General features: G+C 52.3%; 15 protein-coding genes. 7 read left to right on the forward strand and 8 right to left on the reverse strand.

The window, feature by feature from the left end; all coding sequences use genetic code 11:
* Nucleotides 1–64 precede the first annotated feature (64 nt).
* Genes CK500_RS15230 through CK500_RS15240 form a run of 3 tightly spaced genes read left to right on the forward strand, consistent with a single transcriptional unit; the run spans nucleotide 65 to nucleotide 6,611 of the window.
* On the forward strand, nucleotides 65–2,254 hold the full coding sequence (locus CK500_RS15230) for a PD-(D/E)XK nuclease family protein (RefSeq protein WP_144049577.1): 2,190 nt from the start codon (nucleotides 65–67) through the stop codon (nucleotides 2,252–2,254).
* Nucleotides 2,251–3,150, forward strand: a complete 900-nt coding sequence (locus CK500_RS15235; RefSeq protein ID WP_095638059.1) for a PD-(D/E)XK nuclease family protein — start codon at nucleotides 2,251–2,253, stop codon at nucleotides 3,148–3,150. Before CK500_RS15230 ends, CK500_RS15235 begins: the two co-directional genes overlap by 4 nt.
* On the forward strand, nucleotides 3,150–6,611 hold the full coding sequence (locus CK500_RS15240; RefSeq protein WP_095638060.1) for an ATP-dependent helicase: 3,462 nt from the start codon (nucleotides 3,150–3,152) through the stop codon (nucleotides 6,609–6,611). Before CK500_RS15235 ends, CK500_RS15240 begins: the two co-directional genes overlap by 1 nt.
* Before the next feature lie 64 nt (nucleotides 6,612–6,675).
* Here CK500_RS15240 and CK500_RS15245 read toward each other — a convergent pair whose 3' ends face one another.
* From CK500_RS15245 to CK500_RS17640, 3 genes are read right to left on the reverse strand one after another with little or no spacing between them, the layout of a single operon-like run.
* The gene (locus tag CK500_RS15245) at nucleotides 6,676–8,517 is read right to left on the reverse strand and encodes a hypothetical protein (RefSeq protein WP_095638061.1); all 1,842 of its coding nucleotides are present in this window, start codon (nucleotides 8,515–8,517) and stop codon (nucleotides 6,676–6,678) included.
* Nucleotides 8,517–11,921 carry a DEAD/DEAH box helicase family protein gene (locus CK500_RS15250; RefSeq protein WP_233139223.1) on the reverse strand — a complete coding sequence of 1,135 codons (3,405 nt, stop codon included), beginning with the start codon at nucleotides 11,919–11,921 and terminating at the stop codon, nucleotides 8,517–8,519. The genes CK500_RS15245 and CK500_RS15250 overlap by 1 nt, the downstream gene beginning before the upstream one ends.
* A complete protein-coding gene (locus CK500_RS17640; protein WP_233139230.1) occupies nucleotides 11,911–14,244 on the reverse strand; it encodes a DrmE family protein in 2,334 nt (777 codons plus the stop codon). Before CK500_RS17640 ends, CK500_RS15250 begins: the two co-directional genes overlap by 11 nt.
* 150 nt (nucleotides 14,245–14,394) lie before the next feature.
* Between CK500_RS17640 and CK500_RS15255 the strand changes: the two genes are divergently transcribed.
* The 3 genes from CK500_RS15255 to CK500_RS15270 all read left to right on the forward strand — a co-directional run bounded on the left by CK500_RS15255 (nucleotide 14,395) and on the right by CK500_RS15270 (nucleotide 17,919).
* Nucleotides 14,395–14,871: a hypothetical protein gene (locus CK500_RS15255; protein WP_095638062.1), complete on the forward strand. Its 477-nt coding sequence runs from the start codon at nucleotides 14,395–14,397 to the stop codon at nucleotides 14,869–14,871.
* Nucleotides 14,868–15,956, forward strand: coding sequence for a hypothetical protein (locus tag CK500_RS15260; RefSeq protein WP_144049578.1), 1,089 nt, complete (start codon nucleotides 14,868–14,870; stop codon nucleotides 15,954–15,956). Before CK500_RS15255 ends, CK500_RS15260 begins: the two co-directional genes overlap by 4 nt.
* 619 nt (nucleotides 15,957–16,575) lie before the next feature.
* Nucleotides 16,576–17,919, forward strand: coding sequence for a DNA methyltransferase (locus tag CK500_RS15270; RefSeq protein WP_095638064.1), 1,344 nt, complete (start codon nucleotides 16,576–16,578; stop codon nucleotides 17,917–17,919).
* Here the strand turns inward: CK500_RS15270 and CK500_RS15275 are convergent.
* The 3 genes from CK500_RS15275 to CK500_RS15295 all read right to left on the reverse strand — a co-directional run bounded on the left by CK500_RS15275 (nucleotide 17,916) and on the right by CK500_RS15295 (nucleotide 21,858).
* Complete coding sequence (locus CK500_RS15275; protein ID WP_095638065.1) at nucleotides 17,916–18,686, reverse strand: MvaI/BcnI family restriction endonuclease; 771 nt, start codon at nucleotides 18,684–18,686, stop codon at nucleotides 17,916–17,918. The genes CK500_RS15270 and CK500_RS15275 overlap by 4 nt on opposite strands.
* Nucleotides 18,687–19,234: 548 nt before the next feature.
* Nucleotides 19,235–20,509, reverse strand: coding sequence for a Cdc6/Cdc18 family protein (locus CK500_RS15285; protein WP_095638075.1), 1,275 nt, complete (start codon nucleotides 20,507–20,509; stop codon nucleotides 19,235–19,237).
* A gap of 986 nt (nucleotides 20,510–21,495) precedes the next feature.
* Nucleotides 21,496–21,858 carry an HVO_A0114 family putative DNA-binding protein gene (locus tag CK500_RS15295; protein WP_050033736.1) on the reverse strand — a complete coding sequence of 121 codons (363 nt, stop codon included), beginning with the start codon at nucleotides 21,856–21,858 and terminating at the stop codon, nucleotides 21,496–21,498.
* A 136-nt stretch (nucleotides 21,859–21,994) separates the two neighbouring features.
* Here CK500_RS15295 and CK500_RS15300 point away from each other — a divergent pair, with 136 nt between their 5' ends.
* Nucleotides 21,995–22,153, forward strand: coding sequence for a hypothetical protein (locus CK500_RS15300; protein WP_233139232.1), 159 nt, complete (start codon nucleotides 21,995–21,997; stop codon nucleotides 22,151–22,153).
* 112 nt (nucleotides 22,154–22,265) lie between these two features.
* Here the strand turns inward: CK500_RS15300 and CK500_RS15305 are convergent, their stop codons facing one another.
* Both CK500_RS15305 and CK500_RS15310 read right to left on the reverse strand, forming a co-directional pair.
* Complete coding sequence (locus tag CK500_RS15305; protein ID WP_050033737.1) at nucleotides 22,266–22,733, reverse strand: hypothetical protein; 468 nt, start codon at nucleotides 22,731–22,733, stop codon at nucleotides 22,266–22,268.
* Nucleotides 22,734–22,859: 126 nt separating this feature from the next.
* Nucleotides 22,860–24,098: a hypothetical protein gene (locus tag CK500_RS15310; protein ID WP_050033738.1), complete on the reverse strand. Its 1,239-nt coding sequence runs from the start codon at nucleotides 24,096–24,098 to the stop codon at nucleotides 22,860–22,862.
* Nucleotides 24,099–24,119 lie beyond the last annotated feature (21 nt).

Raw genomic sequence — 24,119 nt, forward strand, 5'->3', positions numbered from 1 at the left:
ACTGGAATACCCTTATTCCGCTTCGGAAGAGTAGATCGCAACAGAGATAGTTTTATGAGTTCAGATGATTCCGGATATACAAGTCAGAAGCGAGAGAAAACTAACAGCAGGCTCCGTAGCAGAAGGGGCATCGATGAGTAGGAGGAGTCTGTCTGGGACGATTCATGAAATTCCGTTTCAAGGCGGGTCGCTTGTGCCGTATCTCGTTGACCTGTATGAGCGATTGCAGGAGGACTATGATACGAAGGATATTCTCGTCCTCAAACGGCTTCCGACTGGTATCGCAGATCTCACCCAGTCACTCGGTGATGAGTTGGATCTGATCGGTGTCCCAAACGTCCAGTCGGTCGCATTTCATGCTCGAAACTTGCTCGCCCGCGAGACATCGCTGGACATTATTTCATATGAAGAGCGTATCGAGTTTCTCGCGCTGGTCATTGACCAGCACGACTGGGATCATGAGTATTTCGAGGGACCATCCGAGTTGGATTCTTTCGGTCGAGATGTGGGGCAAATCCTAATGGATGCCACCTGGCAAGGTGGTTTCGACATTGACGGAACGGGGGAATACGATGATTTCCTGACCGAGTTAGCGTCTATCAACGAACGCTTCCATGATCGGCTCGACGAGCGCGGGCAAACCGAGCGGGCGAGAGTGCTCCAGAACGCGTTGGAGACGATTGAGGATCCAGATGTCTTGGCAGAGGCGCAACGCGAGTATGACGCCATCATTGTAGCTGAATTCGAGGAATTCAATTCGATTGAACGCACCTACTTGAGCTACCTAGCTGAATCTGCAGAGCTCGTGTGTCTCGCAGAATCGGATTCGAGTATCGAGCGCGTGTGGAGCGAACCCGGTGAAAGCACAGCTGAGAGTAGCGGTCTCGAGAGTCCTACAGAACCCCTTACAACAGAGAGGGATCTAAACCAGGCACATTCAAAAATCGCTGAGCACCTTGCCACTGGAAAAGAGATAGCTACCGACGATGAGTCTCTCGCCGACGATACGTATTTGATTCAGGAGCTAACGTTCGAGGAACAGCTCCAGACGGTCGCAAATGAAATCGAGTATCTCCGGCATAAGCATGATCTCCGGTACGACGAAATCGGCGTCTTGCTAAAGGATGCAAATGGACCGATACCGGAAGCGCGCCATGCTCTACAACATTCTGGGATCCCTGTTGCATCCGCGACAGTGCTTGGCCTTGATCAGGACCCCTCCGTTCGAGAGCTACACGGGCTTGCGACATATATTCATGAGCAGTCGGACACGGCACAGACGCTACTGACGACTCGACTCGACATCGAACCCGATACACTGGATGCTATTGTCGAAGACGTCCGCTCAAACCAGAGCTTAGTCGGGCAACTCGAAGCGTGGATCCGGCTTACCCAACTCAAAGACCGAATCGCGAAGACCGAAGAAGAGGCGAAGGCGAAAAATCAGTTTTCGCATGTGGAGATGTTACTCGAGGTGGCCGAGTTCGTCGATGACGCTGATTATTTGGATGCGACTTGGCCCCGGTTCAACTCGATTCTTGAACGGACGGTGACGGATTACCAGACCTCGAGTCACTCGGATGATCTTGATGTCGAAGAGGGAGGCGTGTTGGTGGACACAGTCAACGTATTGAAAAACGATCAGCGGAAGGCCGTCTTCCTCCTCAACGTCGTTGAAGGAGAATACCCAGAAGGGCTCGCACTGACCCCACTGTTCCCGACCGCCTGGCTGCGAAAGATGACTGGCTTCCCGAATGTGACGGATGTCTCTCCGGAGACGGTTACAGACACGTTCCGACCAGCAGAGATGGAAGCAGTGTCGCCACTCAACGAATACTACCGGCAATTGGACAGACGGAAACTTGCAATCGGGGCCCGATCTGCACAGGACCACCTCTATTTCTGCACCTATGAAGCGGACAGCGATACCCTTGACCGTACATACCAGCCGTCTCGGTATCTTCGGCAGATCACTGACACCCTACAGATCCCGCAGATTGGCGAGGGTGAATACGAACGTGACGTCTACACGACTGGAAACGTGTCGCGAATTATCCTCGAACAGCCATGGGAGCAACTCGAAGCTGTCCGCGCTGCTGCATCAATTGGTGATCAAGATGTTGCGCTTGAAGATGCAGAGCAGCTCTTTGGCGCAATACAGAGCCTTATCGAATCAGCTGAGATCGACCCGCGGTTTTCTGATGCGGTTTATCGCCAGGTAGAGATGGCTCGTGGGGAGGTTGGTGACCAATGAGTGCTGAAATGCTGGATTTCGATCAGATTGAGACATACCTTGCGTGTCCACAGAAGTGGGAGTATACACATGCGCTCGAAATCCGACCCGAAGAGAATACACAAAGTTTCAATCGGCGTGGAAAGCTTCTGCGAATAGCGTTACTGACCACATTCAATTCGGTTGAGGGAAGCAGTGAGGCGGCAGCACAGATGGCGATAAACTTTGTCGACCGACAGTGGGATCGGTTTACCGACGACGGGCTCTACCTGTCTGACCGGCAGGAAGAATTCGATAAGTCAGTCACAAAGCGAGCTCTGCAGACATACCTTGAGAACTATTGGGACGATCACCTGTCATCGGCCGTCGAACATGGCACAGCAACTGGGATCCAGGTGGCCGGGAGAACAGTAAAAACGGGGGTTGACTTGCTTAGTAGGCAGAATAACGGTCACTTCGTTGTCTATGATTATGTTCCAACGCTTCGTGGCATTACGTTCTCTCACCCACAAGAGAACAAAGCAGACCAATACCTTACGCAAGAGGAGTATAGCGGTGGATATATCTCATCGATACTTCGGGCTGAGTTGGCGATTAGGGGGGTAAGTGAGGACCAAGACGTCGATACTAATGATGTGAGCTATGTCGTTGTTGGGCTTCATGAGTCAGTGACGACGACTGACGGCAGTGGTATCGATGGCGTCGCTGTGGAGCCAGAACTGCGAGATCTTACAGAGTGGCATTCTGAATACAGTGAGTCGAATCACGAATTACTGGAAGCAACTGTGAGTAACATTACCCAAGCGGATACGACGATCCCGGAGTCATGGAGGTCTGGCCTACTCCAATCAACCTGTCGGTACTGTGAATACAAAGACATGTGTAAACCACGCTTCAATTGGGGGGTCGAGTTCTAATGTCGGAGCCAGAGTCGGATACAGACGATATCGATCCAAAGGGGAATCAGCCAGCGGTTATCGAGTCGAACGAATCCCAAATCCGCGTAAATGCCGGGGCTGGGACCGGTAAAACCTCCACCATGGTCTGGAAGATCGAACGCCAGATCAAAGAGCAAGGGGCGAACCCAGAACGGATCCTCGCACTGACGTTTGCGAACAAGGCGGCAACGAACGTCGAAACACGAGTGGCTGAAGAGCTGGACTCAACGCTTGGCTACAATATCTCTTCATACACCTATCACTCGTTTTGTCATCAGCTTCTCAACGAGTACGCATACTACACAGACCACCCACCGGATTTCGAGCTGATTACTGAGAGCACAAGTGCGACGCTCATACAGGAGATAGTACAAAAGATCGACTTCGACCTTATCGAACCGATGACGCCAGGAAGTGACGGCACTCGAGATAACATCCTCGAAGATACACTCGATTTTATCGGCGAGATCAAACGCTCGGGCCATTCTCCTGATGATGTCGAATCGGTGCTTCCAGCCCAGTCTGACGTGATGCGAGCACACCGGGCTGTCCAAGAGATCCAACACACTAGTGAGACACTCTGGGATCTGGATACACTCTTTGCCGATGGTGGTAGTGCAGGCCCCCGGATGAAACAATGGTTGATCGATCTTCGTAAAGAGCTACGGGCGATTATAGATGAATTCGATGGAGAATCCGAATTTTTGACTGAGATTGCAGACTATCTCTGGGAGTTCGAGGAGACAGTCGAGTATGTTCAGGAGCATCTCCGCCGAGACGGTCTGTCTGGGTCAAACGCAACGCTCGCTGCGTCACTTTTTACTGGTCATCCGAATTCGAATCGGTTCCAGGTAATCGATCAGAACCCGTTCATTCGACTCCAGGAATACGTCGATCTGTACCGGAAGGCCCACGACTTCACTGAAGCCTACCGCATCTATGAACAGTCCCTCGAAGAGCGGAACGCACTCGATTATGATGGGCTGATCCAGAGCGCTGCAGAGCTCCTCAACGACGATACCGTCGGCGATGAGATCCGAGCCGAATGGGACTACGTCTACTGTGACGAGTTTCAGGACACCCACCATGCAGAGCTCGACGTTGTTGACGCCCTTGGGCAAGATTCGGATGTGCTCGTGATCGGAGACACTGATCAGGCGATCTATGAGTGGCGAGGGACGAGCCCGGGGAATCTGGAAGATCTAACCGATATCTTCCCAGACATCACGTCGATAGATCTGAATCTTAATTTCCGCTCGTATCAGGGTATTCTGGACTTCACAGCGAATCTCGGTCACACTGATGAACTGACGGCCCATCGTGGGCGAGGTGAGAATGAAGTTGTGAAGGTCGATGGCTACCCTGATCGGGAGGCTCAAGCTGAACAAGTCGCCTCGACCGTCTCCCATCTATTACAAGGCCGGTTCGATGAGATCGACCAGTACGAGAAAGATGAAATCGCAGTCATTGTCCGGAAGAACAGCCATGCTCGGACTGTCGCCGAACAGCTCGACGCTGAGAGTATCCCATTCTCGGTCTCCACAAATTCAGATGGTGAGCAGTCCCCTGGTGTGGAGACTGTCCTCTCCTACTTCCGACTCTTAGTTGATCACCACGACGACACGAATCTCTATCGAGTGCTCCTACATCTCTATGGCCTGCCAGAGTCCGATCTCCGGCTGCTGAGTCAGGAGGACGAGGGGCTCTATGACTCACTGGTTGATGCTGATCCGAGCGATTTTGCTGCATCAGAGCGGGTAGAGCGGGCAATTTCAGACATTACCTATCTGCAGAAAGCTCGGAAAACCAGTTCGCTGAGTGGGTTTTATGAGAAGTTCCTTGACCGAACCAAGATCCAGTGGTATCTCACAGAAGATGAGCGGCAAGATCTAGCCCAACTTGAGAACAAAATCGAAGGTTACGACGACAAGGGGATTCAGTCGATGCTGACGAGTGACTTCGTTGACCACCTCGACCTACAGGAGACGATCTCTCGTGAGACGATTGAGGGTCGTATCGAATCAGCCGAAAAAGTCGATGACAAAGTAAATCTGATGACGGTCCACGGGGCCAAGGGGCTCGATTTCGAGGTTGTGTTGATTCCTTACCTCTCGGATGATGAGTGGCCGAGCGTTCCAGGGAATCACGCTGAGATAAACTTCTGTTACGATGTCCTTCAAAAGAAGATGGACGGCAATAATGAAGACTGGCTGACTACAGATCTCGCGGACCTCCATGAAGAATGGCGGACGCTCCACGTTGCGATCACCCGAGCGAAAGAACACCTGTTCTTCTACGGAAACAGTGGTGAACCCGATGACAATCAAGTGGCGGCTGGTGAGATCGATCAGTACCTCGGAAACGGGATTGAATGGAGCGTTAGCGGCGCAAAAATGAACCTCTGGAGTGCGCTGACGAGCAGTTTCGAGCAACTCAAAGATGAGCACCCACAGTCCGCGATCGACCTAACAGACGTCGTCAACGACCGCACTATTGAGACGAAAGAGAATATCACGTACTGGGGGAACGTGGTCGATCCCGGGGAAGCAGAATCCCAACTGCTGGATTTTGCCGGGCAGCTCCGTGCTGGCGAACTTGATCCAGTGGATCCGACGGACTTCGACCTTCGAGCGAACCCAGGCAGTGTCGACATAGAGCAGAAAATCGCGCGTGAGCACAGCCACTCCTCGCTCGAGACGTTCAAATCCTGTCCTCGCCGCCATTATCTTGACCATGTTGTGTATGCGTTCGATGATTCAGGGCTAGTAGATACTTCAGGTGACGCGGAGTCATCGGATCCGCAGATCGATTATGCAGCGGTTGGGACACTGTTCCACGACGTCGCTGAAGAGGCATATTGGCACAACTATACCGCGAAAGATGAGTGGATCAGCGCCGTTGACAGACTCGGAACCCGCCGGGGGCTCTCGGATCGCGAACGGGCCCGTGCCAAAGACGGGGTCAACCGATTCTTCACTACTCCTGTGCCCGGGTGGACACAACATGCAGCAGAGTGGCCGTTTGTTCTTGAAGGGTATCTCGAGGATATCGGCGGTGTTGTGAAGGGGTATATTGACGGGATCTATCGGAATCCGGCTGGTGAGTTGGTGGTCCTAGATTACAAGAACACCAAAGAAAGAAAAGACGTTACAGAAAGCTACCAGTTGTTGCTCTACTTAGAGGCACTCAACGAGCGGCTTTCCGATGAGGAAGCCACACAGGCCGGCTATGTGTACGTCGGGGAGGCTGGTCCGGAAGTTGACCTATACGATTATGAGGAGCTGCTTGAGTTCCGTGATGACCTCCACGCTGACCTTCGTGCGGCAGATGTCAGCTCCTATGGAGACCCGGACAGTGGCCTCATTTGTGCGGAGTGTCTGCATCACTCGCTTGGGTGTGCCGACCCAGGATGGGACCGACGGCCCGAAGCGAATCAGTAGAAGCCCACAACACACAATCTCATAAATCGCTATTTGACTACCGAAATTGTATCGCTACCATCTGTTAGAGGAATCCGTTGATTTCTTCGTTATCAAACGGCCCGCCGAACAAGACGGAGCGGCTTAGATTGTTGTTTGAATTGGCACAGGTGATGTTCGAGAGGAAGAGGCAGTCCTCACATGCACAGTTATGATCAGTTCGGCAGATGGTGTCATAGGTACAGAACTCCGCCTCTTCGATCTGTGCCATGACATCCAGAAATCGCTCTTCAAACAGAGTAAAAATAGATCCAAGACTGTAGTCCGTATCTGCTCGTTTATAGATCACTGTCGAGAGTGTCCTTGGGAGCAGATGCTCGACCAAACTCTCACGTCCGTATCCCGAGAGTGCCCCAATCGCGTCAATAACTGCATGCGAGTAGGTATGCAACAGCGTGTACACCGCACGTGATACGGGATCAGTTTCTGGATCGATGGTGCCGAACCGACCAGGATCCGTTACTTGCGAGAGGAACCATCTATCGAGATCATCAATCGCCAACTCGCCGGTGAAGTTCTCGCTGACCCACTCACGCACTGCTGTCTTATCGAGTGACAACACGACGGCTTCGGCATCATTTGTTCGAGCGAAGATCTGCCCCTCAGCCCACTCACCACTACGGAACAGATTCAGGGCCGGCGGAACCGCATCATCGTCCGGCGTTTCATCGCCGCCGAATCCGCCGGTGGGCTCCGGCGATAACCGCGTATATCCATACGTCACGGTGGTGATTGGGAAATTCTTCACCAATCTGACTTGCGAGAGATTGCGCCGATCACGTTCGGTGATGTACTCATCAATCTGATCACTTTCGAGGTGCGTGTCGATAGCCCCTGACTGGAGCTCCTCAAACGTGTAGGAGTAGATATAGTCTGCTTCGTCGTACGAATCATTCGTGATCGAGAGGTACTCAAAGAGCTCCTCGCTCAGTTTAACCTGTTCCTGTTCGTCGAAGACGTCCCGTAAGAAGGCAGCTGTCTCGTCGCGATGTTCGGTGATATCGACTTCAAGACGCTCCTTTGCCATTTTACGAGCTTCTTCGTTTGATTCTGCTTCTCCTTGTTGGAGCAGATCCATCGCAAGATCCATCACTGTGTCGGGGTCGGGTTCACCCAGTTCAGAATCATCGAGCAGGTAATCGCTCACGATCTCAACCTGAAACCGGTCGTTAGTATGGAGTGTGTCGAGATCCTGCCGAACGTTCACCAGCGTTTGGGTCTGAGGGTAGAAGGTCGTCGACGCTGAATGGGGGAGTGTCCGGAGATCGTTCCGATCACAGGTAGCGTTGAGGCATTTTCCGCCGTGGAAATCCTTCGTGTAGTCACACCCGGGATTCGTGCAGCGCCAGTACGAATCCGAGAGCTTGACGCCGCTCTCTCGGAATTCCATGCCTGTACCACAGTGATCCGGGACAAGGATGTCCTGAATCTGGCCACAGGAACAGACGGCGGCGAACCGCATTTGATGATGATCGTGGAGGGCGTCGCCACAGCGCTCGCAGTTGATCGTATTTCCAGTGCCAGTAAAATCTTTAACATCATTATAGTGGAACTGATTTGCAGTTCCGCAGTTTCCACAGGCGAATACTCTCGGGAACACCTCGAAGTTCGCACTCCCTGGTTGAATGATGTCAATCGCCGTTTCGTTGAAATCCATCTGTTCCCAGTTGTCCCATTTGCTGGCGTGGCGCTTGACCCGGCGGAAGATATACTGGCTGGGAAGATTGGGCGTGATTGGCTGCCCGCGGTCGTCATAGTCCTGATTGACGTATCCGATGAGCCCACTGAGATTCGTTTCAGAGTGATTGAACGTCGCCCCTGGGAGAAAGTCATACAGGAACTTCGACTTCTTGCGCTCCATCGTCATTATTGCTCACCCTCCGTGAGACGCTGGATGAACTCTTGATTGTTGTACTGCGGTGTGATTTCGCCTTGTTCACCGATATCTCGGAGGTTCTGCATTGGCTCGTTCCCTTGTGGGAATTCTGGGTAGTGCATTTCGCCGAGTTTGTTTTTCCAATATCGCCAGACGTCCCGAACACGAGCTTCAACTTGGTCCTCGAAATACCGATTCACGTCCTCACCGCGGTCTAACCCATACGCTGCTTTGAGATCCGCGATGAATGTTTCCTCGGTGATCTCGGGATACTGGTCTTCTGTCATAAGCTTGTAGAGGTGTGATGCTTTCTGGACGTTGGCGCGCTCCGTGTCGCCATCCTCGCTGATCTCATACTTGCGGTACATTTCTGGCCGGTATCTCTGTAAGAGAATGCTGCTGAAAATTCCAGTAAATGTCCGGTCAATTCCGAACTTCGCCCATCGATCGATCGGCACTGGCTCGACAGTTCGATCCAGATACTGGTGCATCTTTTCGAAGTACCGGAACCGGTGTTTGTCTCGCTCCTTGATCGGGTCGAAGACGTCCAAAACGAATCCAGGTGTGTCAGCTTGCCGGCCGACACGGCTACTGGATTGGATGTACTGGAACGTCTTTCGTGGATACCCGAAGAATAGCATGAGGTTGAATCGGTCGACGTCAATACCGTGGCCGATAAAACTCGTCGAGGGCACGGTATCGATACGCTCCTCGAAAGGAATGTCACCGGGGTCCTCGAGCTGTTCGAGGAATTCTGGATCTTCCGTGTCAGCAGTCAACTGTCGCTCGATAAGGGGATCTTCATATCCGTCTCGCTTGAGCTTTGGATTGACGTATTTCGCGATATTCTCCCGGTAGCGGTCTTTTCGGGTTTTGTTATTGAAGTAGACGAGCGATGTTTCATAGAGATCCAGAAGGTCTGCTTTCTCAGTCGGAGTGAGGGTGGTGACGCCGATTGCCTCTGTTAACTCAGCTGGCGGCATAGCGCGAAGATCGCGAATCACCTCATGCATGTCTGCAACGATATCGAGGACGGCGTAGAGATGCGACCGGTTCGACGGCATGAGCCCGAGATACTCCCGCTCGACCGTCTCTGTCAGGTGCCCATAGAAGGTTTCTCCCTGCACTGGCCCATCGTTCGGAAACCGAACTGCATCCCGTTGGAATAGATTGCGAATTTGGCGTTCATACTCGGAGATGGTCGCTGTCGATGTCACGATTTTCGGTGTCTTTCCATGGATCTGCTCACAGAGAGACAGATACGTCGTTTCATAGTGGGATGCGAAGGTCCCCAGCTCCTCGTTTAGCAAGTGTACCTCGTCGATCAGATGTAGTGTCGGGACTGGATCGTAGAACTCTGTAGATGTATCTTCAATCCGATCTTCACAGTCGAATAGATCCTTCTCCGAACAGGTTCCTGAATAGCCGTAACCGTGTACGGGACAATATGTGGTGGTGTTGCCGAGGAGATTTGCAAATCGGGGCTGCATTCCCATAACGGAGATCTTGTCTAGGGACCCAAGCAGTATCGAGGGAATGTATCGGTAGATGTCTCGGTCGACGACGTAGAGTGGGATTTGCCCGATACAGTCGTCCCCGGAACAGTGGTGGAAGACACTGTTTTTCTCTACATCATATTCGACAGTGATCTCGCTATCACAGAGCGGGCACTCATCGAGTACCTTGCATTCTCGTTCGAGTTTCTCCTGACTCTGCTGGAACGCTTCTCTGAGGGTATCCCTGGCTGTCCCGATGGCGTTCGGTGTATCCTGTCCACCGACATAGAATCCGAGCGAGAATTCAGCACCGGTCCCATCAAACCAGGCCGGATCTCGGCGAATTTGTTCAGCGTAGAGCAGACTTTCGATGAAGCGATCTTTCTGTTGACGGCTCAGCAGCCGGAGCGGGAATCGAATCCAGGCGGTGACACCCTCGTTTTTCCCACGAAGCCGGTCATAGAACAGATTGAATAAGATGAGCCCGAGGTAGGCTTCGGTCTTTCCCCCACCTGTTGGGAACCACAAGACATCTGCCATCTCGTCATATTCTGTCTCTGCCCAGTCGTGCTCACGTTGAACGACTCCTGAGAGATTGCAGGTGACGAACACGAGCTGGAAGAGCCGCCAACCAGGGAACTCATGCTGATTTGAATTCACCTGATTCATCGCCTGGAAGGCCTTGAGAGACCGTTCATCCCGACTGAGAATCTCGATCCCATGCTTAAACCGATCAATTTCAGCATGGAATGTCTCGGCCGCAGCATCAAGCTCCTCAGCTTCTTCAGGTGTCAGATCCAGATCATCAATAATCTCAGACCGTCTCGTTGTCGTCCAGTCCTCGTAGTACGCCTCCATCCCCTCCGCAATTGCTTCGAGCGTCGGGATCGCTGCACTCCCCGTTAGATCGTCGAAGTCCGTCTCGTAGCTGTCGTTGAATTCAAATTCGTAGACTGGCTCGGTCGGCACAGCCGTTGTCGACACTGTTGTCGGTGGTGATCCGACACCCGTTTCGATCGAACAGTTCCGTCCTTTGCCCCATACCTGCTGATCGTATCTGTAGTCTTCCGGAACGAGATCGAACGTATAGGGTTCGAGTTCACCTTCGACCTCGATCTGTGGATTAAAGACGAACGGATCGTCGGTCGTTTCGTTGCCTGCGATTGGCCGATTAATGATTTCGACAGTAAGCTGGCCATCGGATTCTCTCGAGACGAGACCAATGTTCCATTGGTAGTGATCGGTATCGACGGTCGGAACATCCTCGGTAAGCTCTGAGAACTCCTCGGGCCCGATATCGAGAAGTTCAGGTGGGGAGAGACCGAGTTGCTCACCAACTTCCGGGGTTGGAGTTACGAGGTAGGATTGTGTCTGATCAGCGAACGCCTCGCGAACAGCATCACGCAGGCGTACTTCAACATCCTCAATCTCGCTGGGGAGGGAAAGCAACTCACCCGTATACTCGAATGATACAGAGAACTTCCGGTAGAATTCCTCGGCGATTGAATAGAGCGAGTCAGCCGAGACAGCATCACGGTCTACTGACTCGATTTCGACATCTTCGCGCTCAGCGACTTCGAGTTTTGCTGCTCTGAGTCCCTGCTCACGGAGCGACTTGAACTCCTCGTAGGTAGGGAAGCTTGGATAGTAAAGGTCGAACGTGATCCTGAGTGTCCCCGTCGTTCCGGGTGTTGGTTTGCAATCTAATCCGTGAGAGACCGGCTTGGTCTTTGCCTCGAAATCCTCCTCAGAGTCTCGTCCATATTCTGGGGCAATATTCGAGACGTAGAACTTGTCCTCAGGGCGTTCGCCGACACAGTACGCAGTATTTCGTCCGCTCGCACGGTCGAGCGTCTGCGTCAGCAGGAATTGTCCGAGTTGTTGTGCTTTACTCGACATCGATTACGTCCTCTACGATTTTTTCCATGGTGTCTGCTTCGATATCTGCATCACTGTCGGCAACCTCATCTGGTAACGAACTATCCGTTGCAATTCCAGCTTCGACAGACCGCTTGGCTTCCTTCCCGATTTGTCGATGGAGGGTGCGGATTTCTCTAAGCGCTGAAATCGTCGGGTCAGCAAGCGAGGTTGCGCTCGGATCCAAGATTTCCAGTACAAGTCGAACATTTTCAGGGTCTCGGGGACCAAGTGTCCGGCCGGATCGCCAGCTTGCAATCGTGTCTGGAGTACTGATATCCGACCCTTTTGACTGCATCTCGCGGAGGAGCCCTTCTACGGTGTACTCGTCGTCGAGTCCCTCCTTGAGAACAGTCCGCCATCGGTCAATGGTTGATTCACACCCACGGACGCGCTCTCGATCATGGGCAGATTCAATAAAGACGTCATAGAGGTCGCCACTGGAGTCGTCCATCAGCAACACCTCGTCACCTGGCTCTAGCTCGGCGACTGGAACCCGAACGATCCCCCCTTCAGAAGTAACCGTGACGCGGCTAAGCGAAGATTGGGTCCTCGATGTTCCATCGGTAAACACTATCTTCAGTGTATTGTCTGTGTGGACTTGCCCAGTTTCGCCTGATGCCTCCCCAGTTGTCCCCGACTGAGTGCTGGCACTCTCCCCACTGAACTCCGCCTCAAGTACCTCATCCAGAAGTTCGTTTGCGTTCTTGTAATCGGGGGCTTCGTAGTTTTTTTCGCCGATACTGGCAACCGCTGATGCGTCCCTTGGGGAAGCCTCCTCAACGACTTCCTGTAGTTCCTCGTCGGCGTCTTGTGGACTCCTCTGAGCTGCCTGTGGGCTACCGGGCGTGGGGCTTCCTGCCCCTGCCCGCGCAGTGTTCTGCTCTGGCGGTTCTTTGGGCTCGTTATAATCTGTTACCTCAATCGTTGTATCGGTCTCTGCGAGTTCGCGTTCAAGCCGACGTTCGACATGATCAGCCCACATCTCGAACTGGAGAAACTCCATCGACCGTGAAGCTGGGAACGAATAGGTGTGAGATGACTGCCCCAATGGGCGTGTTATCACCGTCGGTTTGTCAGGGTCTGGGACGAGATCTGCGATCGGCATAATCTCAGTAGTATCGGGCATCGTTCCCCCCTCTGCCGCAAGGGCGTTGATGATCGCTTTCGTCTCATATTCGTTCCGGACAACGAATCGCGCTAAAGTGCCGGCCTCCTCTGCGTCGCTAATTCGTTCGAACAATGCCTCTTGCAGCGGGTGCTTCGTATTGAGTAGCTGTTGAAGATAGCTAGCTGCTTGACAGTAGTTGATAAGCAAATCAGCGGTCATCCCATCCAGGTTTTGAGCCTTCCCCCGGAGGTTTGCAATGAGATCACCCACCGATTGGTGGTGGTAGTTGTCTTTGACCGCGTCTTCCCAATGTTGGGGGCGTACCGGTAGCTCAGTCAGGAGGTTGAACAGCCAGCCAACCTCAACTGCGAGTCCGGGCACGTGACGGAGATCTTGTTTCATGTTCGCTAAGTCAGTCACGACAGATCGCATTTTCGGGTAGTGGACTCGCTGGAGAGCGACACGACGCTCACCCGAGGAGAGGATTTGTGCGTATTTCGAGGCGACGGATGCGTCCGTATTCTCGTTTACACGTGCGGTCGAGAGCAAAGTGTTGTCTAACTCGATGTGCCACGTGTTCGAGAGTATCGACTCAAACGCTGGTTGGGTCTCATTCACATAATAGACCACGGGAATAGAGAGTCCCTTCACATACGACTTGAGTTCCTCAAGCCGTCGACGAGGGTCACGCCACTCTTTTTTCCGAAGGTCGACGACTAGGACACCAAGATCGCTCGGGCAGTTATCCAATTCAATCCCGTGTTTCGCGGTAAACAGGCTTGCCGAGCCAGAAACGCTGCTCACTTTATCGATCGACGTGCGGTCGAGGAGTGGTGGAGTCTTGCCGATTCCATTGCGGCGGACTTCGTCAAATAACGTCACATACCCTCGCGACAAGGATGGTAGCAGACAGAGAGACTTCCCTTGCCCGACGATCCCGTTCCTTGGAAAGCTTGGATTTTGTACTCGAAGATATCCTAGGCAGACACCGAGTAGTACCTCATTACCCGGTAGTGGATTGACAATCGTGACGTTCTTGCCGCGGCTGATCGAAGTAAGGGCTTCCTCAATAACGGCTAGCTCGACATCACCCATGTTGAGGGGACCATCTTTTGTTCGCAGACCGTCCTGGAACCAGCGAGCGAGTTCCGGCCGGTCCTCGCATCGCGTGGCAGTCTCTGCCAATGTCTGCATCAACGTGCTACGTACAGTCGTACCATTGATAAGCATTTATCATTTCACGATATCTGATATCTAATCAGGGCGCCGGCTCACCCTCTACAGTCGAGTTATTATTATGAACTTTACGCTATCTATTTACGCCGTGGATAAAATAGTTGGACAATGACCAATATCTGGATTACGTCAATGAGCACCCACCCTGAGTCGGTACTCAACCCGTTAATCGGAGCCTGTGAAGACGGGTTCGTTCCAAATTCCGTTGAGTTGTTGTCCAACCCGAGTGTTTCAGAGTATGAATCCATGATTTCGTCGCTAATGGAAGATGTGATGACTGCCTATGGCAACCACAACGGCGACGTGGCTGTTCGCCAACTGAGCAGTGAATTAGAATTTGCCGAAATTGTGGCGCACTTCCTCGATCCAATCGAGGAGGCCGGCAGGAACGACACCGTCGCCGTCGATATTACCCCTGGTCGGAAGTTTATGTCTGCGATCGCGTTCCAGACCGGAATGAGCCATGGCGCTGATCACGTCTACTATAATCACCTCGATTCAGACGAGTACTTCGGAAAGATATACTCCGTGATTCCTCGGACTGCAACGACTCTCATCGACTTTGCGGAGCTCCTGGACTCATGAATATCTCAAGACAGCATCTGATGACGGTAATCAACGGGCTGTATGATCTTGGTGAGCATTCATTTGCTGTTCAACACCCAGGTGACGACGTTGGCACGCTGTTTCGTGTTCAACTCGACCGGGAAAACCCAGTAGCGACGGTGAGCTTTACTGACACCATCGAAGCGCTTAACGAGCGAAAATCCGAAATACAAATTCAGTATGGGGACCGCCCCGCGGACGATCTTCCAGACACACAAACGGTAATCCGCGCGCTCACGAGCGCGGGAGTCCTCGAGTTTGCGAATCAGCAGACAGTTGAGCAGTACATCGACCGACATTGCTACCCAGCTGTCGAAGCCGGTGAAGACCCCATTATGGTCGGGATTGACACCAATCTGTTCCCCTGGGAGTTTCCCCACCAGATGGGACTAGACCACGTCACTGGATCAAAAAATAGTGCAGGCCGGCAGCCTACTAACGGCTACGTGCTGTCGAATGGGGTTGTTGACGAACTTCATTGGCAGTACACCCACTTCGACACTGACGAATTGGTAGACGCCTTTGGGTCGGAGTTCGAAACACTCGCTGATCAACCTGCCGGCGCAAAGCGAGAGGGACGGCTGGGAATTCAAGTTTATCAACAGCTAATTGGTTCACGAAACGTCGACCTGATTGATAGTGAACCGGGTGACTCGAACATCATTGAGGGGTATGCTGAATATACAGCGTCGAGTCGAAAGGAACCCTTGCTCCTCAGTAACGACCACGGCTTCGTTGACGAAGCCCACGACCACTCCCTTCTTGCGCAGCGTCTGGCATTCAAGCAGGAGGTTCCCCCCAGAACCACGGTAAGTTGGTTTGAGTTAGTCGAAACTCTATACTACCTTACAATCCTCTTCGGTGTACTCAAACTGCCGAAAGTAACGCTCTATGGTGTGTGGGAGGGCAAGCAGGATAATAATTGGCAGGCTGAGGAGGTGAACATTGACTGCCGGGGCTCGAACTCGAATATACAGACCATTCTGGCACGCCATCGACGGATTGCCGATCAATATGATGCCGCGGTCCAGTCAGGCGATAATTTTGGCAATGTCGATAGCTGAGATCCATATGGATCAACGAGCTGTGGAATCGTCCCATATCTCACAAGGCGCAGAATTTTGTCGTTAGACGTGATTCACCCGGGTAGCAGCGTCTCTATAAGCGAAATCCTCAGAGGATTATATGTTCGTCCTGTAATTCGGTCATGTTTAATTAACGGTGAAGTGTCTCCGATTCGTCGTTGCCATCACCAACTTTGAGCGGGGTAACAACCCTGCCCGCGAGAGGCTCAAGCCATGAGATTGATTCTATGACACGTTCTACTACAGGAATAGGTAAAACGAGATGGCTCTTCCTATGAGCCTATGTCAGACTCATTAGTATCTAATTCATACAACCCTGTGTCTCCCAGATTTTGAACTAGCCTGTGTTCTTCAAGCCGTTTAAGACGTTGAGTGATATAGGATCTTGACCACTCGATTTCAGTTTCGAGGTACGCTGATGTTACACGACCCTCTTGGAGATGAGAGAGAATCGCTTCGTCACACTCGTTGAAGCGTACCACTATTAGTTGAGGCGATTCCACTGGGTATTAATATTCTTCATTTACGATATTGATTTACACTATAAAGTAAACATGAACAGAATCAACTATGCGTGTTCAGAAGTAGGGTACAAGTAATGAAGCGAGATCACCGACAGACCACCCTATCTACATCTGACGGTGTGGATGATCTACAAGATATCAACTGGACGTTCGAGGGTACTGACACCCAGTATCTCACCCACGGGCTTCACAACTATCCTGCTCGGATGGTTCCCGAAATCCCTGATACACTTCTTGGATACTACAAAAATCAGGGTGTGATCGAAGAGGGAGATCTCGTATATGATCCATTTAGTGGGAGTGGAACAACTGCTGTGGAGGGACGACTTCACGGATTGAACGCTGAAGGAAACGATATCAATCCGTTTGCAGTGATGCTCTCTAAAGCGAAGGCGATTCCTCTAGAACGTGGGAGTCTGAGTGAAGCCAGAGATGCTTTGATTAACGGTCTATCTCAGGACTTGCGGGATGTTAGAGAGGAGTACGATCAGCTGGGTGAAGTTGATTGGCTAGAGATGCCTGAGGTTCGAGATGGATGGTTTCCTGAACCACAAATTCACGAGCTGACTGCGATCCGAGACCGTATCGATTCAGTTGAAGATGCGTTTGGAGAGGCGTATGCACGCTTCTTTCGCATCGTTCTCTCGCATACGACCCGTAAAGTATCCTACCAGAGGAACGGAGAGTATAAGCGGTACAGGCTGTCTGAAGAAGATCGGGTCGAACACAACCCGGATGTAGAACCCATCTTCACGAAAAAGCTGAAGCAGAACATGAAGAAGATGCAGGACTACTCTAATCGAGTAGATCACGATCTCGATACGACTATCCACTATTCTGATTCACGAACTGCCGTGGAGGATGTTGGAGAGAATCAGGCCGATATTGTTATCACGTCGCCGCCGTACGGAGATCATCAAACTACAGTCGCCTACGGTCAATTCTCTCAAGATCCTGCGCTTCTCACGGGGAAGGTCACTTATGATGAGATGAAGGATGTAGACAAAACGGGGCTTGGGGGACGATATGATGTTCTTGAACCTGTCTCGAACTTAGAAGAATACTCTCCTACTCTCAAAACAACCCTTGATACTCTCAGAGAGAAAGATGGGCGATCAGATGACGCCTTAGACTTCTTCCGAGATTACTATGCGGTGATGGAGCAAGTAGCGAAGATCACGAAGACAGACCAGCCTGTGGCGTGGGTCGTTGCTAATCGGACGATGAGTCGAGTGAACATTCCGACGCACCTCATTACCAGAGAACTCTGCGAATCTCTCGAATACGAATTTGATGTTAATCTCCCAAGAGAGATTCCGACCAAGACCCTTCCATGGGAAAACGCGCCAGAGAATGTGGAAGGGACTAAGGGCAATCTGATGGCAAACGAAAATATCGTCATCCTTCGAGCGCCCTAGAAATCAGAGAGTCCTTTTTGCGGATCCTCGGTAACAGTTGGGTCTCGACTGACCCCATCGATAAGCTGGGAACGGGTTTCAAATGCTCTATCGAGTTTGCTTGTGTCCTTGATTCTGAATGCTGTTCCGTGATTGCGTGCGCCACCCGAGTCCCGTAGGTGCATCCGCAGGTCGATATTGATGATTGACTCTCGAATTAGGTTCAGGAACTCCTCGCCGTTGAAGCCTTCCAGATAGTACCCTTCGTTATACCAGAAATACTCGTCGCCATCGATGGTTTGTGTGTCTGCTTCCACAAGAACCATCTCCGGGAATTTCTCCTCGTATGCATCTCGAAGGTAGTCGAGAGGATATGTAGCGACAATTCCGTCGTCTTCGTGTTCGATGTGGACGCCGTCTTCATCAGTGATGGTACGGAATCCTTGATTATTGAATTGATCCACGTGAAGTGTGATCTTCAGGGCCGGTCGTCCATCATCGTCTTCATAGCCGTACTTCTCCACCAGTGATGACGCCCACAGTTCTCGGCTGCCTCGGGGCGGCTCTTTAGTGAACAACGTCATCATACTCCCCGAGTTCCGACGAGCTGATTTCAGCTCAACACCAGCTGCATCGGGACCGGGGATATTGTTCTCTTCAATCCTGAGAAGATCTTCAAGTGTCTTCCCGATTCCCGTATTTCCTGCTCTATGGGTTTTGATGTACCCCATCGACTCAATTTCTTGAAGCCGTTCTACAAACTCCTCAAAATCGTCGTAGTCTGGCATTAAAAACGTCTAAACAAGGTTCACCGATATATGTATGCTACATGATATAAATTTATAATATGAATTTATAGTGTCTGTTATAAGCATACATACACAAGAGAGATTGTACCGTCGCTCTTGTGTAGCACATTGTTGATTTCAGAGAGTCACTTTGATGGCGTGTTTGAGCGCTTTTCGTCCGGGTTTGCGTCGAGTTCGCGTCTGAGTTGGAACGCTCTGCTCTGTTGAATCCGCAGAAACCGGCGGGATAGCGTTGCTTTTGCGGATTCAGCAGGGCAGAATACACCATTTCCTGAGGGTTTCAATAGAGAAAGTTGTAGCCAGCTAATTGCTTCCCACTAATGATTTCCACTCAAGCATGACCGGAATCGTGATCCTCCCCGCTGGTCGCGACGACGCGTTTGAGGACTACAAACAGTTCAGCCGAGATGGGCACCCAATTGAGGATATTGAGTCCAATCTCAATAACTAGGACCTCGAACTATTTCGGACGACATCTGAAACAGCCGGTTGATAAAGAGTACGAACTGGCTGTGCGGACCGGACTACTAATCCCGCAACCGTCTCTTCACAACCTCCCCAAGTTCTTTCGCAGGAATCTCTTGGAGTCGCTCGTCCGCGCTCAATGTATCTAGAACAGCCCCAACGGGCTCGGTGAACTTGAAAACCAAGTGAACACCCGATTTGAATCCACCACTAACCCGTTCGCTTTCCAGAACACCGTACGTTCCGGCTTTATTGATGTGGCTGTTGACTGTTTCTTGTGTGTAGATTTCCATGTCGCTTCCCTCACAGAGAATTTTGTAGATGTCGTACACCACAGGGCTCGGAGCCGCTCCTTCATTCTCTTTCGCGACAAGTGCGGCAGCGTACAGAGATAGTTTCTTTTGGACAGACATCCCACCAACGATCTCAAGGACCCGGTTCTTCACCACAGAGTCGTTTGCCGATCTGACGTGATCCTGCGTCACCACCGGGTCGCCCGCCCGGTTCGCGATCTCTCCAGCATCCCGGAGCAGATCGATCGCGCGACGCGCGTCACCTTCGTTTTGAGCACCGTACGCAGCCACGATCTCGATTACTCCGTCTTCGAGGGCGTCGTCTTTAAACGCATCTCGACGTCGTTCGAGAATTTCGATGAGTTCGTTGGCGTCGTAATCCGAGAAGTGAATCCCGTTCGGATTGTAGGAGCTGTCAGTCCGGCTGTCCAGGTTCTCGCGGAACTTCGGGTAGTTAGTGACAACCACCGTTGACAGCTGCGTATCAACATGCTGTTCAGACATGACTCGGCTCAAACTATAGAGTAGTCGAGAGTACGCCGGTTCGTCTGCGCCCGTACTGCCGGTCAGCGCGTCGATCTCGTCGAGGATGAACACGAGTGAGTCGAAGTGATCGTCGACGATCTCGTAGAGCCGAGTGTATTTCATATCGGTCGAGACACCCGACCGAGGGACATCCCAAACCACGCCCGCTTTCCGTGCCGTCTGGTGGCCTAGCTTCCACACAGCGCGGTCGAGCGTGTGAGACTCCATCGTTTTGAAATTGACTGCCACAAAGTCGAACTCAATACCGCTCTCCTGAGCTCGTTCTTTGACTTTGTTCGCGACGGCTTTCACGGTCAGGGTCTTGCCTGTTCCACTGGGACCATACAAAAGCAGATCCGGCGGTCGCTCACCATCGAGAGTGTCCCGAAACGCCCGAGCTTCGGCAGCGAGTTGCTCGTCCCGACCGTAGATCCGATCCTGATCGACAATCGTACTCGAGTCTACGAGGTCCTTGTTTTCAAAAACAGTCTGTACGTCGCCATCGAGGATGCTATCCACGACAGATGATCCGGACTCTTGTGACCCACCAGACTCGGTATCTGGCTGCCCCGAGTCGGTTTCGTCGCCTTCCATAGTGGTCATTGTGATCTAACCGCTAATAACCTTTGTCGAAATGAAGGGGGTAGAGTCGAAATGAAGGAGGTGTTGTCGATATGAACACCCCTCCGTCGAAATGAATTTCCTGCCTCTTTCATATCATCACACACCAACTTCGAAGTGAAGACCCCGCCATCGATATGAAATCTCAGACAGCAAGACAGACACCCCTTCTTCGAAATGAAATCCCACCTCAGAGCCCTGTCCGCAGTAGATCTTCTTCGAAGTGAGCACCCCTCCGCCGATATGAAGCCATCTAACCCAGAAATCGGCCCCATCCACACACCCCGTCATCGAAATGAAATACAAAAACACTGTATCCGAAACCGTCCACGAGATTTCATCGTGAGGAATGGTAGCAGGTTCTTCGAGATGAAATGCTCGAACAAAACACTAATACTGCCGTATTAGACCGTACAAATTAGATTTAGAGCAATTTTCGCTGTGGAAGAACCAATTTCATATCGAAGACGGTGTGTGAGAGTCATCTTACTACTACGTCAATCTTCGATTTCATATCGAATATGGGGTGTGAGAGCTACCGATATTATCTCTCGTTGTCCGCTCATAGTCGATACGCCGTTTGTTTTCACATTATATATTCTCTTCATTTCACAGAACTAATCCGCTGTATAACCCAACTAATATCTCTCGATAATAGTCCACATAGTTGTTACACACGAACCAGTCACACCAGACATCACTTGGCTCCCCGTCGGTGGCAGGCCCAAGGGAGATCGTTGACGTCAGTTCGGCGTCGACGTAGAACCAGTCGGCATCTCGGTCTACATGGTAGTATCAGTCAGGTCGGGAATTCTCTGGATAGACATCGTCAGTCATCGGTATCTCAGCGCTCAGGCGTTCGCCTTGCGCTCGCGTCCCGACGCCTATATGAGCGGGAGGTCCGCGTCGATCTCGTCGTACCACACGACGGGGCGCTTCGCGCTGCCGTTCTCTTCGAACTCCAGGAGCCCGTAGTCCGCCAACTCATTCACGTTGTCGAGGACCTCCAGTGGATTCCGGTCGATAAGGCGAGCGAGTTCTCGGATGCTCTCTGGATCGTGCTCAACAATTGCTTCGAGGAGTTCGAGGTTGGTCGACCGGAAGACGCGGCCGAACGTCTCGAGGTCTTCGATCGACAGCGTTGGCTCGCTGGGTTCGACATCGTCGCCGGCATCAATTGCTTCGAGCCGTTCCTCGAGGCCGCTACGATCCGCGGACTTGATCCCGACGTGGAGTGTTCGGGTCATGATTGTTGTAGTGTGGGGCTGGGATTTCGATTATGCGTCGATCAGCGTGCTCGGGTCACCAAGACGGCCGCCGTCGCGGTCGGACGGTGGTGAACCATCACCCCGGTTTATTCCTTCGCAATAAGTAGAAGAAGACATGAGCCGCGAAACCCCTGCCGACACCGACATCATTTCCGACGAGGAGCTCACCGCGCTGCTCGCCGAGGCCGAGGGGAGGACCCCTGAGGAGATCGAGCGCGGTGCCGCCGAGATTGGGATCGCTCCCCCCGAGGAAGCGACTGTCGTTGACAAGTGATATTGTTGTCTTAAGTAGAGTCACCAATTATCACGTCGACGACGAGGGGGCGAATCGTAGCTACGATTCTCTTTACAACAACAGCCTGCCGTGAGGCGAATGTATTAACTGGTCAACTCCCCCGCTCAGCAACCGACAGATAGAGAGCATAGTTCCCGGTATACTGCTTGGTATCTCGAACTTTCGTCCGGCTCAGGTTAAGCTCGACACGCGTCTCGTCATCCTCAAAATCAAGGAGACACGTCAATAGGCCCGCGAACGTTTCCACGAATCTCGCATCGCCGGAGATTCGAATGTTCGAGATATCGGTCTCGTGAGTGCTGCCTTCGAACCCCGCCGGCTTCGCAAGAACTGATCTTTTCAGTTCCACTTGATTGGGCTTGTCGAGAGAGTTGAGCCACTTCACCGCATCTTTCTTGAGTATATGACCGCTTTTTGTTGACTGAAGCCCCTCAAGCGACGATACTAGATCTCCCTTCTCACGAGAAACGGTTGGAGCACCATCCGGAGCGCAGTTATCACAGCATTCCTCGGCATTACCTGGTGCGAGTAACACACCACAATCGGCGCAGAATGTCATCTGAATCCCAGAGGACGCGAATCTATCTTATAGCTATCGTAGCGGGGTGAGAACGTCCCAGCGTTGCTGGAGTCCAGTTGCCGAAGGTGCCAAGATCAACGCCTGAAGACACTTACTGGGTGGCAGTTACCGAGAGAGACCGATAGCATGCTCCAAACGCCACGGATTGTTCAATACGGCTTGCTTGTCGTCTGTGCCACCAGTAGTGAGGATGCCAAGGTGGTAGAGCTGATACTTGAATTGGAAGTGGATGCCAGATTTATACACGGTAGGGTCAGCAAGCTCTGATTCAGCAATCTCTCCGTCAGCGGTGAGGACAGCATCACGACGATGTTGTGTGAAGAACACCTCAACGGCGAGTGGCTGATTAATACGCGTAGCTTCCAGAGCGACATCGGCAAGCGTCGGCTCAGAGACCCCGTTTTCGTGAAGCCGTTCGAGTGCGGTGATGATGAGTCGCGTCGGCTCGTACTGGATAGCGACAGAGCGTGCGAGCTGTGCCCATCGCGGAGCGAGCTCAGTGAACCGTGTTCGACTACCAGTCCACGTGTCGAACTCGGCCAGCGCAGCCGTGACACTACCGTGTTGATTGCGGGCGAATCGCACAACTTCTGCGCCAAGGTGTGTGAGTGAGTCCCCGTTGGGTTGATCGTCGACGAGGTTCAACAGAATCGCTCCGCGTCGCCCACCAGAAATGGCGTTGATGACATTTTCAGCGTAGACAGCGTCAGTGTCGCCGTCGGCAGCAAGCGCGAGCGCGTACCCCAGATAGTTTTTCGGGTGGTTTACCGGAAAGCTCCCCTCGGTGAGCTGGTGCGTGGATGCTTGTAGTCGCACCGCGTCGATCGTGGTTGAGAACTCACCGGCCCCAGTAACCCGAGCGGGCTCGACGACACGGGCCGATTCCGTATCGTCGACAGCGATAACACCGACGTTAAGATTCCGCGCTTGTGCGCGTGCTGCGTCGGTGATGCTGGTGGCCGGTGCCGCGACGTAGCCGAGGTTAACTTCAGGAAGGTGAGCGTGTGCCTGGGTAATACCGCGAGCGACGTCTGCGGCGGCCGGGTCAGCATTGTGACCTTTCGCTTCGATCACCGTGACTGGTTTCGTCGCCGCATCACCGTTCAGAACATCAGTGGCTGGCATCCCGACGCCGAGTAAGTCGGGTTCGCCGGCAGCGAGCCGGATCGTGTTATACGGCGCAAGCCGGTTACGAAGCGAATCAGGAATGGTCCAGCCGCCCCACGTGGATTGAGTGAACTGCGTCTCCGTGACCGCGTACTGATCCGGGCTCGTGTCAATATCGGGATACAGTGTGTCTTTCGCGGCAGCAAGCACCGTTGGCTCAGCGAGCGTGACTGCCATTATCCTGTTTACTGACGGTCA

The sequence above is a fragment of the Halorubrum salipaludis genome (genome assembly GCF_002286985.1).
GTDB lineage: Archaea > Halobacteriota > Halobacteria > Halobacteriales > Haloferacaceae > Halorubrum > Halorubrum salipaludis.